The 14,529-nt window shown below is 62.2% G+C and carries 12 protein-coding genes; 9 read left to right on the top strand and 3 right to left on the bottom strand.

Annotated features, from left to right (window positions below; all coding sequences use genetic code 11):
- Positions 1-17 precede the first annotated feature (17 nt).
- Together M1B35_RS20335 and M1B35_RS20330 are read right to left on the bottom strand one after the other, a co-directional pair.
- Positions 18-1,619: an ABC transporter substrate-binding protein gene (locus M1B35_RS20335; RefSeq protein ID WP_268262878.1), complete on the bottom strand. Its 1,602-nt coding sequence runs from the start codon at positions 1,617-1,619 to the stop codon at positions 18-20.
- An 87-nt stretch (positions 1,620-1,706) separates the two neighbouring features.
- Positions 1,707-2,423, bottom strand: a complete 717-nt coding sequence (locus M1B35_RS20330; protein ID WP_123337236.1) for an SIMPL domain-containing protein — start codon at positions 2,421-2,423, stop codon at positions 1,707-1,709.
- A gap of 239 nt (positions 2,424-2,662) precedes the next feature.
- On the opposite strand from M1B35_RS20330, the gene M1B35_RS20325 reads away from it, so the two are divergent.
- The 9 genes from M1B35_RS20325 (at position 2,663) to M1B35_RS20285 (ending at position 14,109) form a co-directional block, all read left to right on the top strand.
- Positions 2,663-3,925, top strand: coding sequence for an ATP-binding protein (locus M1B35_RS20325; protein WP_268262877.1), 1,263 nt, complete (start codon positions 2,663-2,665; stop codon positions 3,923-3,925).
- Positions 3,918-4,478 (top strand): response regulator transcription factor, encoded by a 561-nt coding sequence (locus M1B35_RS20320; RefSeq protein ID WP_123337232.1) that lies wholly within the window; start codon positions 3,918-3,920, stop codon positions 4,476-4,478. The genes M1B35_RS20325 and M1B35_RS20320 overlap by 8 nt, the downstream gene beginning before the upstream one ends.
- 98 nt (positions 4,479-4,576) lie before the next feature.
- On the top strand, positions 4,577-6,304 hold the full coding sequence (locus M1B35_RS20315) for an ABC transporter ATP-binding protein/permease (protein ID WP_123337230.1): 1,728 nt from the start codon (positions 4,577-4,579) through the stop codon (positions 6,302-6,304).
- Positions 6,305-6,447: 143 nt separating this feature from the next.
- The gene (locus tag M1B35_RS20310; RefSeq protein ID WP_123337228.1) at positions 6,448-7,197 is read left to right on the top strand and encodes a FadR/GntR family transcriptional regulator; all 750 of its coding nucleotides are present in this window, start codon (positions 6,448-6,450) and stop codon (positions 7,195-7,197) included.
- 391 nt (positions 7,198-7,588) lie between these two features.
- Positions 7,589-8,500, top strand: coding sequence for a 5-dehydro-4-deoxyglucarate dehydratase (gene kdgD, locus M1B35_RS20305; RefSeq protein ID WP_123337226.1), 912 nt, complete (start codon positions 7,589-7,591; stop codon positions 8,498-8,500).
- Between the two features lie 51 nt (positions 8,501-8,551).
- Positions 8,552-9,997, top strand: a complete 1,446-nt coding sequence (locus M1B35_RS20300; RefSeq protein ID WP_123337224.1) for an aldehyde dehydrogenase family protein — start codon at positions 8,552-8,554, stop codon at positions 9,995-9,997.
- A 97-nt stretch (positions 9,998-10,094) separates the two neighbouring features.
- Positions 10,095-11,459, top strand: a complete 1,365-nt coding sequence (locus tag M1B35_RS20295) for an MFS transporter (RefSeq protein WP_123337222.1) — start codon at positions 10,095-10,097, stop codon at positions 11,457-11,459.
- A 12-nt stretch (positions 11,460-11,471) separates the two neighbouring features.
- The gene (garD, locus tag M1B35_RS20290) at positions 11,472-13,025 is read left to right on the top strand and encodes a galactarate dehydratase (protein WP_123337221.1); all 1,554 of its coding nucleotides are present in this window, start codon (positions 11,472-11,474) and stop codon (positions 13,023-13,025) included.
- 142 nt (positions 13,026-13,167) lie between these two features.
- The gene (locus M1B35_RS20285; RefSeq protein ID WP_268262876.1) at positions 13,168-14,109 is read left to right on the top strand and encodes an AEC family transporter; all 942 of its coding nucleotides are present in this window, start codon (positions 13,168-13,170) and stop codon (positions 14,107-14,109) included.
- A gap of 33 nt (positions 14,110-14,142) precedes the next feature.
- On the opposite strand, the gene M1B35_RS20280 is transcribed toward M1B35_RS20285, so the two are convergent.
- Entirely contained in the window at positions 14,143-14,523 is a 381-nt protein-coding gene (locus M1B35_RS20280; RefSeq protein ID WP_123337217.1) for a carboxymuconolactone decarboxylase family protein, read from the bottom strand.
- Between the last annotated feature and the right edge of the window lie 6 nt (positions 14,524-14,529).

The raw sequence follows: 14,529 nt of genomic DNA, 5'->3' as shown, positions 1-14,529 counted from the left end.
CGGTTGGGGCTTGAGTGTTACTTTTTCAGGCTGACGCCGTAGAAGGGCGTGAGGCCGAACGGGCTGATCTTGAAGTCCTGAACCTCTTTGCGCAGAGGCTGGAATACCGTGGAGTTGGCAATCGGCGTGATTGGCACTTGCTGCTTGAGAATCTGCTGAGCCTGCTGGTAGAGCTTGGTTCGCTCATCACGGTCGTTGCTGACTTTGGCCTTCTGTATCAGTTGATCGTAGGCCGGGTCACACCATTTGGCGTAGTTGCTGCCTTTGACCGCGCCGCAGCTGTAGAGCACGCCCAGCCAGTTGTCTGGGTCACCGTTGTCACCGGTCCAGCCGTAGATCATCACGTCGTGCTCGCCGTTCTTGGCGCGCTTGATGTACTCGCCCCATTCATAGCTGACGATGTTGGCCTTGATCCCGATCTTGGCCCAGTCCTGCTGGATCATCTGGGCCGACATGCGCGCGTTGGGGTTGGAGGCGCGCTGCACGGTCATGGCCCACAGGTTGAGGGTGGTGCCGGGCGCTACACCGGCTTCCTTGAGCAGGGCCTTGGCCTTTTCCGGATCGTGGGGCGCGTCCTTGATGCTCGGGTCGAATGACCACTGGCCCGGTGGCAGGGCGTTCTGTGCCAACTGCCCGGCGCTCTGGTACACCGCCTTGATAATGGCCGGCTTGTCGATGGCCATGTCCAGGGCCTGCCGCACCTTGAGCTGATCCAGCGGCGCGTGGGTCACGTTGTAGGCGAGAAAACCCAGGTTGAAGCCCGGCTGCTTGAGCACCGTCAGGTTGGGGTCTTTCTCCATCACTTCAATGTCGGCCGGGCGTGGGTAGCCACTGACCTGGCATTCGCCGGCCTTGAGCTTCTGCAAGCGCGCGGCGGCATCTGGGGTGATGGCGAAGATCAGGTTGTCGATCTTCACGTCCTCGGGTTTCCAATAGTCCGGGTTGGCGCTGTAGCGGATCTGCGCGTCCTTCTGGTAACGCTTGAACACAAAGGGGCCGGTGCCGATCGGCTTCTGGTTGATGTCTGCGGCCTTGCCCTGCTTGAGCAACTGGGCAGCGTATTCGGCGGAGTGGATCGAGGCGAAGCTCATGGCCAGGTTCTGGATAAACGCGGCATCGACGTTGTTCAGGCTGAAACGCACGCTGTGTTCGTCGACTTTATCGACGCTCTTGATCGTGGTGTTCAGGCCCATGTCGGTGAAGTACGGCGACTCGGACGGGTACGCCTGGCGGAACGGGCTTTGCGGGTCCAGCAGACGCTGGAACGTGAACACCACGTCGTCGGCGTTGAATTCGCGGCTGGGCTTGAAGTAGTCGGTGCTGTGAAACTTCACACCCTGGCGCAGGTGGAAGGTGTAGCTCAGGCCGTCCTTGGACACGTCCCAGGAGGTGGCCAGGCCGGGCTCGACTTCGCTGCCACCACGCTTGAACTGGGTCAGGCGGTTGAACACGGTTTCGGCCGAGGCATCGAAGTCGGTGCCGCTGGTGTACTGGCTGGGGTCGAAGCCGGCCGGGCTGGCTTCCGAGCAATAGACCAGGGTCGATGCGGCCTGCGCCATGGGCGCACAGGCCAGCAGGCCGGCGGCGAGCAGCCAGGGTTTGAACGTGATTCTTTCCATGGATTCCCCTTAGAGGGCCGCACTAGACGGCCGAAACAAAAACGGCGGTGACCGAGGTTACCGCCGTTTCGGGGGGACTTGGAACCTTTACGGCATCAGCACTTCAATCGAACCATCTGCGCTCATGCTGACCTGGCTGGTGCCGGCCTCGACATCCGGGGTCACCGGCGCTGAGTCCATGCTGGCGGCTTTCATCATCATCGGAGCCCGCTCGTAAGGCTGTGGATAACCGTTGCTGTTGAAGTTCAGGTTGACGATCTTGTAGCCCTTGCCGCCCAGCGCTTCGGTGGCCAGTTGAGCACGGGCCTTGAAGGCGTTGACCGCGTCCTTGAGCAAGGCATCTTCGCTGGCCTTGCGGGTCGGGTCGGCGATGGCGAAGTTCATGCCGGACATTTTCAGGTCGCCCAGCAGTTCACCGGTCAGCTTCGACAGGGCGGCGAAGTCCGAACTTTCCAGGCGCAGTTCGGCACGCTCGCGCCAGCCGGTGATCTTCTGGCCTTTGCCATCGTAGATCGGATAGCTGTTGCGGCTGCCCTGGCGCAGGGCGATGTCCTTGACCTGGCGTGCCTGGCCCAGGGCCTTGTTCATGGTGGTGCTGATTTCTGCCGCAAGCTTGGCCGGGTCGGCATTTTGCGACTCGGTGTACAGGGTGACGATCATCAGGTCGCGTGCCACTTCCTGGCTGACTTCGGCGCGCAGGGCAATCTGGTTGTAGTGAAGCTCATCGGCGGCCACGGCCGGCAGGCTGGCGAGGGCGCTGAGGCTGAGGGCGAGAAGGGCGGCGCTGCGACTGGAATGGTGCATTGAAACTCCTTGAGTGCGGTCCGCAGGATAAGGTCAGAGCCTGCGTGAATCCTTCAGACAATGTGGGGCAGCGGCAAGTTTCAAACGGCCGGCTGCACGTTGAGAACACTTACGCTTTTAGCTCAATGCGTGCAGCTTGCAACTGTTTTTCTGTGACGCTTTGCCGCAGTTCTGCCTGTGCAAGGTGCGCCTTGGTTATACTTGCGCGGATTCGCCTGGAGCGCTCATCAGGAGAGCTCATGCTCGCCCCCGTACAGTTGTTGTCCGCCACCCGTCAGAACCTCTGGCGCCTGACGTTTATCCGAACCTTGGTCCTGGCCGCTCAAGCCGGTTCGGTGGGGCTCGCCTACTGGTTCGACCTGCTGCCGTTACCCTGGCTGCAACTGGCGGTGACCCTGGTGTTTTCCATGGTCCTGTGTGCCTTCACGGCCATTCGCCTGCGCACCTCGTGGCCGGTGACAGAGCTGGAATATGCCCTGCAACTGGCCTGTGACCTGTTTATCCACAGTGCCTTGCTGTATTTCTCCGGCGGTTCGACCAACCCCTTCGTCTCCTATTACCTAGTGCCGCTGACCATCGCCGCCGTGACCTTGCCCTGGCGTTTTTCAGTGGTGCTGTCGGGCATCGCCCTGACCCTCTACACCTTGCTGCTGATGCAGTTCTACCCGTTGGAGACCTTCCCCGTGGCTCGGGAGAAGATGCAGATCTACGGCATGTGGCTGAGCTTTGCCCTGGCCGCCGCCGTGATCACCTTCTTTGCCGCGCGCATGGCCGAGGAGTTGCGTCGCCAGGAGGAGCTGCGCGCCATCCGCCGCGAAGAGGGCCTGCGCGATCAGCAATTGCTGGCCGTGGCCACCCAGGCCGCCGGTGCCGCCCACGAACTGGGTACGCCTTTGGCGACCATGAGTGTGCTGCTCAATGAAATGAGCCAGGACCACCTCGACCCATTGCTGCAGGACGACCTGAAGGTGCTTCAGGACCAGGTCAAACTGTGCAAGCAAACCCTCCAGCAACTGGTGCGCGCCGCCGAGGCCAATCGCCGTTTGGCGGTGGAGGTGCAGGACGTCACCGTGTGGCTGGATGAAGCGCTGAACCGCTGGCACCTGATGCGCCCGGAAGCCAGTTATCGCTTCCTGCTGCTGGGCCAGGGCAAGGTGCCGCGCCTGGCGCCACCGCCGGACCTGACCCAAGCCCTGCTCAACCTGCTGAACAATGCCGCCGATGCCTGCCCCGAAGGGCTGGAGGTGCAGTTGGGCTGGGATGAAGAAAACCTCACCATCAGTATTCGTGACCACGGTCCCGGCGTACCCTTGGCCATCGCCGAGCAGATTGGCAAACCGTTTTTTACCACCAAGGGCAAAGGTTTCGGCCTCGGCCTGTTTTTGAGCAAGGCCAGCGTGACCCGCGCCGGCGGCTCAGTGAAACTCTACAGTCATGAGGAAGGCGGTACGCTCACCGAGCTGCGTCTGCCCCGTGTCGCCCCAGGAGAGCAACATGAGTGACGAGATCCAAGTCGAAGGCGAAGAACTGCCGCATTTGCTGCTGGTGGACGACGACGCCACCTTCACCCGCGTGATGGCAAGGGCCATGAGTCGCCGGGGGTTTCGTGTCAGCACCGCCGGCTCCGCCGAGGAAGGCCTGCTTATCGCCCAGCAGGACCTGCCGGACTACGCGGCCTTGGACCTGAAAATGGACGGCGATTCCGGCCTGGTGCTGCTGCCCAAGCTGTTGGAACTCGACCCGGAAATGCGCGTGCTCATCCTCACCGGTTATTCGAGCATCGCCACCGCCGTGGAGGCGATCAAGCGCGGTGCCTGCAACTACCTGTGCAAGCCGGCGGACGCGGACGATGTGCTGGCCGCGCTGCTTTCCGAGCACGCTGACCTCGACACCCTGGTGCCGGAAAACCCCATGTCGGTGGACCGCCTGCAGTGGGAACACATCCAGCGCGTGCTGACTGAGCACGAAGGCAATATCTCCGCCACTGCCCGGGCCCTGGGCATGCATCGCCGCACCTTGCAGCGCAAATTGCAGAAACGGCCGGTTCGTCGCTGAACCGCGACTGAACGAAAGTGCGCCGGGCATCGTGAAGAAGTGGGCCGATCTACTATGATCGGCCTCATACTTTTTCCCATCCCAACCGAGCCTGAACGATGAATCAGAACGCTGAATACTCTGCGGTCAACGATACGGTGCGCGGTGCTTTTTTCCGCCGGGTCTGGGCAATGACCACGCCTTACTGGCGCAGCGAAGAGAAGGGCAAGGCCTGGTTGCTGTTGATTGCGGTGATCGGCCTGTCGCTGTTCAGCGTGGCCATCTCGGTGTGGATCAACAGTTGGTACAAGGATTTCTACAACGCCTTGCAGAAGAAGGACGAAGCGGCGTTCTGGCAGTTGATCCTGTACTTCTGCGGCATCGCCGCCGTGGCGATCCTCGGCGCGGTCTATCGCTTGTACCTGACCCAGATGCTGACCATTCGCTGGCGGGCCTGGCTCACGGAGAATCACTTTGCCCGTTGGCTGGGGCACAAGAATTACTATCAGCTGGAGCAGGGCGGTTACACCGATAACCCGGACCAGCGGATTTCCGAAGACCTCAACAGCTTTACCAGCAGCACCTTGTCACTGGGCCTGGGCCTGATCCGCACCGTGGTCAGCCTGGTGTCGTTCTCGATCATTCTCTGGGGCGTGTCCGGCAGCATCGAAGTGTTCGGCTACACCATCCCCGGCTACATGTTCTGGTGCGCCCTGGTGTACGCGGTGGTGGGCAGTTGGCTGACGCACCTGATTGGCCGGCGTTTGATCGGTCTCAACAACCAACAACAACGCTTTGAAGCCGACCTGCGGTTCTCCATGGTGCGTATCCGCGAAAACGCCGAGAGCATCGCCCTGTACAACGGCGAGAAGAATGAGAACCAGCGCCTGAGCAGCCGCTTCGGCAAGGTCTGGCACAACTTCTGGGACATCATGAAGGTCTCCAAGCGCCTGACCTTCTTCACCGCCGGTTACGGCCAGATTGCGATCATCTTCCCGTTTATCGTCGCCGCGCCCCGTTACTTCGCTGGCAAGATCGAACTGGGCGAGCTGATGCAAATCAACTCGGCGTTCGGCAACGTGCAAGAGAACTTCAGCTGGTTCATCAGTGCTTACTCGGAACTGGCAGCCTGGCGCGCCACTTGCGACCGTCTGCTTAGTTTCCGCCAGGCCATGAGCGACAACGAGGAACGCCTGCCGGCGATTGACGTGCAGAACCAGGGCGAGGCCCTGCAGGTGCACGACCTGGGTCTGGACCTGGCGGACGGCCGGCACCTGTTGGCCGGTGCCGAGATGACCGTGGCCCAGGGCGAGCGACTGATGCTCAGCGGGCGCTCCGGCAGCGGCAAGAGCACCTTGCTGCGGGCGATGGGACGGCTGTGGCCTGCCGGCCATGGCGCGATTCGCATGCCCGACCAGCGTTATCTGTTCCTCCCGCAAAAGCCCTATCTACCCATTGGCAGCCTGCGTGAGGCGTTGAGTTATCCACAGGCGGGCGACACCTATGCCCATGAGCGTTATGTGCAAGTCCTGGAGACCTGCCGCTTGCCGCACCTGGTCGCGCGCCTGGACGAAAGCAATCACTGGCAGCGCATGTTGTCGCCGGGCGAGCAGCAGCGTCTGGCTTTTGCCCGGGCCCTGCTCTATGCACCGCAGTGGCTGTACATGGACGAGGCCACTTCAGCCATGGATGAGGAGGACGAGGCGACGCTGTACCAGGCCTTGATCGATCAACTGCCGGGCTTGAGCGTGGTCAGTGTCGGCCACCGCAGCAGCCTCAAGCGTTTCCACCCTCGGCATATCCGCATTGAACAAGGGCATTTGATCGAGCAGCCGCTGCCTGCTTGAGGCCTGAGTCATTGCCAGCGGCGCCTTGAGGGCGCCGCTTTTTGTTCGTCTTGAATTCGGCGGCGGGGCCCGGTTGTTCAACCACAATCGCAAACGCTGGCTGAGCTATGATGCGCCCTCAGTTGCCGACGAAGATGCCCACTATGGAAAACCAGAACGCCGCGTCCCGACTTCCCCGCAAGCGCCGCAGCCTCGCGCAGGAACTGGTGACGGTGTTGTCCGAACAGATCCGCGACGGCGAACTCAAGCGTGGCGACAAGTTGCCCACGGAGTCGGCGATCATGGAGGCCCATGGCATCAGCCGCACGGTGGTGCGTGAGGCGATCTCGCGCTTGCAGGCGGCGGGGCAAGTGGAAACCCGCCACGGCATCGGCACCTTTGTCCTCGATACCCCCAGCCCCAGCGGTTTTCGCATCGACCCCGCGACCGTAGTGACCCTGGGCGATGTGCTGGCAATTCTCGAGTTGCGCATCAGCCTGGAAGTGGAGTCCGCCGGCTTGGCGGCCCAGCGCCGCAGTGATGAGCAACTGGCGGCCATGCGTGCGGCACTGGATGAATTGGAGGCGCTGAACGCCATCGGCTCCGATGCGGCCGCCGCGGATTTTCAGTTCCACCTGCAGATTGCCCTGGCCACCGGCAACCGCTATTTCACCGACATCATGAGCCACCTGGGCACCAGCATCATTCCCCGCGCCCGGCTGAATTCCGCGCGCATCGTACGTGACGATCAGCAGCAGTACCTGCAACGCCTGGGGCGCGAACACGAAGACATCTACGCCGCGATTGCCCGTCAGGACGGGGAGTCGGCCCGCGCCGCCATGCGTCTGCACCTGACCAACAGCCGCGAGCGCCTGCGCCAGGCCCACGAAGAGGCTCAAGCCCAGCAGGGCTAGCCACCACACCTGCTGCACCCTCCCTCTAACGGGCCGACCAGCGCCGGTGGCAGACATTGATCTGTCGCCGGTGCTGGCCGGCCCGTTGTTCGTTTTGCGTTTTGTTTCAGATTACTCGCTTACATTGTAGGACAACGTACCTCAATGCGACTTTAGTGTGCCTGGGATGAATCAGCATCCGGGATGCGGGTGCCGGTGGCGCGCTATGTCACGGATTTAAAGGCTTTTCGTCTTTCTTCAGGCATCACTGGTCACGCGTCAGGCTCGGCTTTTTCCTCCGTACAGATGAAATGCGGTTGACGATTGTATTTTTAGTTGTACGATGACCTACAACTTCAGCCAGCCTGAGGTAATTTTTCATCACATACTTGTTTTCCAGGGTGTTCGCATAATGAATCCACAAGAACTGAAGTCCATCCTCTCCACCGGCCTGCTGTCGTTCCCGGTGACCGATTTCAATGCCCAAGGCGATTTCCATCGCGAGGGTTACATCAAGCGCCTTGAGTGGCTGGCCCCCTACGGCGCTTCGGCCCTGTTCGCCGCCGGCGGCACCGGTGAGTTCTTCTCCCTGGCCGCCAGTGAGTACTCGGCTGTGATCAAGACGGCCGTCGACACCTGCGCCACCAGCGTGCCTATCCTCGCCGGTGTCGGTGGCTCCACCCGCCAGGCCATCGAATACGCTCAAGAAGCCGAGCGCCTGGGCGCCAAAGGCTTGCTGCTGCTGCCTCACTACCTGACCGAAGCCAGCCAGGACGGGGTGGCCGCGCACGTAGAAGCCGTGTGCAAATCGGTGAAAATCGGCGTGGTGGTCTACAACCGCAACGTCTGCCGCCTGAACGCGCCGTTGCTGGAGCGCCTGGCTGAGCGTTGCCCGAACCTGATCGGCTACAAGGATGGCCTGGGTGACATCGAGTTGATGGTGTCGATCCGCCGTCGCCTGGGCGATCGCTTCACCTACCTCGGCGGCCTGCCGACCGCTGAAGTCTATGCCGCGGCCTACAAGGCCCTGGGCGTCCCGGTTTACTCCTCGGCGGTGTTCAACTTCATCCCGAAAACCGCGATGGATTTCTACCACGCCATTGCCCGCGAAGATCACGCCACCGTTGGCAAGATCATCGACGACTTCTTCCTGCCGTACCTGGACATCCGCAACCGCAAAGCCGGTTACGCGGTGAGCATCGTCAAGGCCGGTGCCAAGATCGTCGGCCACGACGCAGGTCCGGTGCGTGCCCCGCTGACCGACCTGTTGCCAGAAGAATATGAAGCGCTGGCGGCGTTGATCGACGCCCAGGGCGCCCAGTAATTCACCCAAGGCCGCTGAGCAATCAGCGGCTTTTTGCGTAAGGAGCTAGTCGTGGCAGAAGTAAAACGTTTCGATAACTACATTGGCGGCCAGTGGGTCGCAGGCGCCGACTATTCGAGCAACGTCAACCCGTCCGATCTGTCGGATGTGATCGGTGACTACGCCAAGGCCGACCTGGCCCAGGTGAATGCCGCCATCGACGCCGCTCGCGCCGCGTTCCCGGCCTGGTCGACGTCGGGTATCCAGGCGCGCAGCGACGCCCTGGACAAGGTCGGCAGCGAAATCCTCGCCCGGCGTGAAGAGCTCGGCAACCTGCTGGCTCGGGAAGAGGGCAAGACCCTGCCCGAGGCCATCGGCGAAGTCAGCCGCGCCGGCAACATCTTCAAGTTCTTCGCCGGCGAATGCCTGCGCCTGTCGGGTGACTACCTGCCGTCGGTGCGCCCGGGCGTCAACGTTGAAGTGACCCGTGAAGCCCTGGGCGTGGTCGGCCTGATCACGCCGTGGAACTTCCCGATTGCCATCCCGGCCTGGAAGATCGCCCCGGCCCTGGCTTACGGCAACTGCGTGGTGCTCAAGCCGGCGGACCTGGTGCCGGGTTCGGCCTGGGCCCTGGCAGAAATCATTTCCCGCGCTGGCTTCCCGGCCGGGGTGTTCAACCTGGTGATGGGCAGCGGCCGAGTGATCGGCGACGCCATGGTCAACAGCCCGAAAGTCGACGGCATCAGCTTCACCGGTTCCGTGGGTGTGGGTCGGCAGATCGCCGCCAACTGCGTGGCCCGTCAGGCCAAGGTGCAGTTGGAGATGGGCGGCAAAAACCCGCAGATCATCCTCGATGACGCGGACCTGGCCCAGGCCGTGGAACTGTCGGTGCAAAGCGCCTACTACTCCACCGGCCAGCGCTGCACGGCGTCGAGCCGACTGATCGTCACGGCCGGCATCCACGACAAGTTCGTCGCGGCCATGGCCGAGCGCATGCAGTCGATCAAGGTCGGCCATGCCTTGAAGAGCGGTACCGACATCGGCCCGGTGGTGTCCCAGGCGCAGTTGGAGCAAGACCTCAAGTACATCGATATCGGTCAGTCCGAAGGGGCTCGTCTGGTCAGCGGTGGTGGTTTGGTGACTTGCGATACCGAAGGTTACTTCCTGGCGCCCACGCTGTTTGCCGACAGTGAGGCCTCGATGCGTATCAGCCGTGAAGAGATCTTCGGTCCCGTGGCCAACGTGGTCCGCGTCGCGGATTACGAAGCGGCCCTGGCCATGGCCAACGACACCGAATTCGGTCTGTCGGCGGGCATCGCCACCACCTCCTTGAAGTACGCCAACCACTTCAAGCGCCACTCCCAGGCAGGGATGGTGATGGTCAACCTGCCGACCGCCGGCGTCGATTACCACGTGCCGTTCGGTGGTCGCAAAGGTTCGTCTTACGGTTCGCGCGAGCAAGGTCGCTATGCGCAGGAGTTCTACACCGTGGTGAAGACCTCCTACATCGGATCCTGAGTCCGTTGTCTCCCCGGAAGGCCTTGGCCTGAGGTCTTTCGGGGCGTTTCAAAAAGAATGTTGACCCGCATAAAAATAATTCGTGGGAGTGCATCGTATGCAATCGACCAAGCCGACCCGTGTCCGCTATTTGATCTTGCTCATGCTGTTTCTGGTGACGACGATCAACTACGCCGACCGCGCCACCATCGCTATCGCGGGCTCCAGCCTGCAAAAAGACCTCGGCATTGATGCCGTCACCCTGGGCTACATCTTCTCCGCATTCGGCTGGGCCTACGTGGCCGGGCAGATCCCCGGCGGCTGGCTGCTGGACCGTTTCGGTTCGAAGAAAGTCTATGCCCTGAGCATTTTTACCTGGTCGCTGTTCACCGTGCTGCAAGGCTATGTCGGTGAGTTCGGTGTCTCCACGGCCGTCGTTGCGCTGTTTATGCTGCGCTTCCTGGTTGGCCTGGCCGAGGCGCCGTCCTTCCCTGGCAACGCGCGCATCGTCGCGGCCTGGTTCCCCACGTCCGAGCGCGGCACCGCCTCGGCGATCTTCAACTCGGCGCAGTACTTCGCCACGGTGTTGTTTGCCCCGCTGATGGGCTGGATCGTCTACCGCTTCGGCTGGCAGCACGTGTTTATCGTCATGGGTGTGATCGGCATCGTGTTCTCGCTGATCTGGCTGAAAGTCATCTACGGCCCGCGCCAGCACCCGCTGATCAACGAAGCCGAGTTCCAGCACATCGCTGACAACGGCGGCCTGGTGGACATGGATCAGGACAAGGTCAAAGGCAAGCGCAACGACGGTCCGAAGTGGGACTACCTGCGGCAGCTGCTGACCAACCGCATGATGCTTGGCGTCTACCTGGGCCAGTACTGCATCAACGGCATCACCTATTTCTTCCTCACCTGGTTCCCGGTGTACCTGGTGCAGGACCGCGGCATGACGATTCTCAAAGCAGGTTTCATTGCGTCCTTGCCGGCCATCTGCGGGTTTATCGGCGGGGTACTGGGTGGGGTGATTTCCGACTACCTGTTGCGCAAAGGCCACTCCCTGACCTTCGCCCGCAAGGCGCCGATCATCGCCGGCTTGCTGGTCTCCAGCAGCATCGTGGCCTGCAACTATGTCGAGATCGAATGGATGGTGGTGGGCTTCATGGCCCTGGCGTTCTTCGGCAAGGGCGTGGGTGCTCTGGGCTGGGCCGTGGTTTCCGACACTTCGCCGAAACAGATCGCCGGCCTCAGCGGCGGCCTGTTCAACACCTTCGGCAACCTGGCCTCGATCACCACGCCGATCGTCATCGGCTACATCATCACGGCCACCGGTTCGTTCAAATGGGCCTTGGTGTTCGTCGGCTGCAACGCCCTGGTGGCTGTGTTCAGCTACCTGGTCATCGTTGGCCCGATCAAGCGCGTGGTGCTCAAGGAACCGCCAAGCAGCGGTTCGCCAGTGACCCAGCTTTCTCATGCTAATTCCTGAAGGGGCGGCATCATGCAGTTGATTGAACATGCCGACTCGCCGCGTTACATCCGCCTGCACGAGCGCGATAACGTGGTGGTCGTGGTTAACGACCAAGGGGTGCCGGCCGGCACTGAATTCGATAACGGACTGGTCACCGTGGACTTCGTGCCGCAAAGCCACAAAGTCACCCTGGTGGACATTCCCCAGGGCGGTGAAGTGATCCGCTACGGCCAGACCATCGGCTACGCCTTGCAGCCGATCCCGCGTGGCAGTTGGGTCAAGGAAGACCAGTTGCGCATGCCCACCGCGCCGCCCCTGGACAGCCTGCCGCTGTCCACCGAGGTGCCCGAGGCCCAGGCGCCGCTGGAAGGCTTTACCTTCGAGGGTTATCGCAATGCCGACGGCACTGTGGGCACGCGCAATATCCTCGGCATCACCACCACGGTGCAGTGCGTCACCGGGGTTCTGGACCACGCGGTCAAGCGCATCAAAGACGAGTTGCTGCCCAAGTACCCCCACGTCGATGACGTGGTGGCCCTGACCCACAGCTACGGCTGCGGCGTGGCCATCACCGCCACCGACGCCTACATCCCGATTCGCACCGTGCGCAACCTGGCACGCAACCCTAACCTTGGCGGCGAAGCCCTGGTCATCAGCCTGGGCTGTGAAAAGCTGCAGGCCGGGCAGGTGATGCACGACAACGACAGTTCCGTGGACCTCAGCGAGCCCTGGCTGTATCGCCTGCAGGACGCCAGCCACGGTTTTGGCGAAATGATCGAGCAGATCATGGCCCTGGCTGAAGTGCGCTTGAAGAAGCTCGACCAGCGTCGCCGGGAAACCGTGCCTGCGTCGGAACTGATCCTCGGCATGCAATGCGGTGGCAGCGATGCCTTCTCCGGGATCACCGCCAACCCGGCGCTGGGCTTTGCCTCCGACCTGCTGTTGCGGGCCGGGGCCACGGTGATGTTTTCCGAAGTCACCGAGGTGCGCGATGCCATCTACCTGCTGACCTCGCGTGCCCAGGACCAGGACGTGGCCCGGGAGTTGGTGCGGGAGATGGACTGGTACGACCGTTACCTGGCCAAGGGTGAAGCGGACCGCAGTGCCAACACCACGCCCGGCAACAAGAAGGGCGGGCTGTCGAACATTGTCGAGAAGTCCCTGGGCTCCATTGTCAAATCCGGCAGCAGCGCGATCAATGGGGTGCTGGGCCCGGGCGAGCGCTTCAAGCGCAAGGGGCTGATCTTCTGCGCCACGCCGGCCAGTGATTTTGTCTGCGGCACCTTGCAGTTGGCGGCCGGGATGAACCTGCACGTGTTCACCACGGGGCGCGGCACGCCCTATGGCCTAGCCATGGCGCCGGTGGTCAAGGTGTCGACCCGCACCGAGCTGGCTCAGCGCTGGCCGGACTTGATCGATATCGACGCCGGGCGCATCGCCACCGGGCGCGCCACGATCGAGGAGTTGGGCTGGGAGCTGTTCCACTTCTACCTGGACGTGGCCAGTGGCAAGAAGCAAACCTGGGCCGAGCAGCAGAAACTGCACAACGACATCACCCTGTTCAATCCGGCGCCCATCACCTGAGGCTGGGTATCCGGGCTGACCGACCTGCGTCCACAGGCCTGTTAGCCCGGATGATGGATCTGCGACGTAAATCCATGAGGTTCAACCGCCGACGCTGGCTTATCATTAGCGTCCTAACGACACTCCTCAAGGTTCACCTTCCATGTTGGCCATTTTCCTCGCCACCCTGAGCATTACCGCACCGGTCTTTGCCATGTTGTTTCTCGGTGTGCTGCTCAAGCGCGTGGGTTGGATCAACGACAACTTTATCCACACCGCGTCGGCCCTGGTGTTCAACGTCACCATGCCGGCGTTGTTGTTTCTGGGCATCCTCCATGCCGACCTGCACTCGGCGCTCAAACCGGGCTTGTTGATCTATTTTGCCGTGGCCACTCTGGTGAGCTTTGCTGGCGCCTGGCTGTGGGCCATCTGGCGTTGCCCCAGGGAAGACCGCGGGATCTACACCCAGGGGGCGTTTCGCGGCAATAACGGGGTCATCGGCCTGGCGCTGGCGGCCAGCATGTACGGCGATTACGGGATTTCCCTGGGGGCAATCCTCGCGGCCCTGGTGATCCTTTTCTACAACACCCTGTCGACCATCGTCCTGGCGGTGTACAGCCCGGTGATCAAGTCTGATCCGTGGAGCATCTTCAAGAGCGTGGTCAGCAACCCCTTGATCATCAGCGTGCTGTCAGCGGCGCCCTTCGCTTATTGGCAAATCAGTCTGCCCGGCTGGCTGGACAGCGCCGGCCAGGACCTGGCGGCCATGACCCTGCCCCTGGCATTGATCTGCATCGGCGGCACCTTGTCCATGGCGGCGCTGCGCAAAAGCGGCAGCCTGGCCCTGAGTTCGAGCCTGGTGAAGATGGTCGGCTTGCCGGTGCTGGCGACCTTTGGCGCCTGGTGGTGCGGGTTTCGCGGGGCCGAGTTGGGGATTCTGTTTCTGTACTTCGGCAGCCCGACGGCAGCGGCCAGCTTTGTCATGGCCCGGGCGGCGAATGGCAATCACGAGCTGGCGGCGGCGATCATCGTCATCACCACGCTGATGGCGGCGCTGACCACCAACATCGGGATCTTCGTGCTGCAGTGGGGCGGGTGGATATAACGCTGTTCGCCGGCAAGCCAGCGAAGAACGGGGTCACTGCGGTTGCTGGTAGGCGTCGATCACTTCCTGGGCCGCGCGGAAGGCATCAATGGCCGCTGGCACGCCTGCGTAGACCGCGCAATGCAGCAGCGCTTCACGGATTTCCTCGACGGTGCAGCCATTGTTCAGCGCGCCGCGCACGTGGCCTTTCAACTCTTGCGGGCATTTCAATGCGGTCAGGGCGGCGAGGGTGATCAGGCTGCGGGTTTTCAGCGGCAAGCCTTCACGGTTCCAGACGCTGCCCCAGGCGTGTTCGTTGACGAAGTCCTGCAGCGGCTGGGTGAACTCGGTGGCGTTGCCCAAGGCGCGATCGACGAAGGCGTCGCCCATCACTTGGCGGCGCATTTCCACGCCGGGCTTTTTCTCTGCAGTCATTGGTTT

The organism is Pseudomonas morbosilactucae (assembly GCF_023241665.1).
GTDB lineage: Bacteria > Pseudomonadota > Gammaproteobacteria > Pseudomonadales > Pseudomonadaceae > Aquipseudomonas > Aquipseudomonas morbosilactucae.
This window is presented reverse-complemented; position numbering and strand designations above follow the sequence as displayed.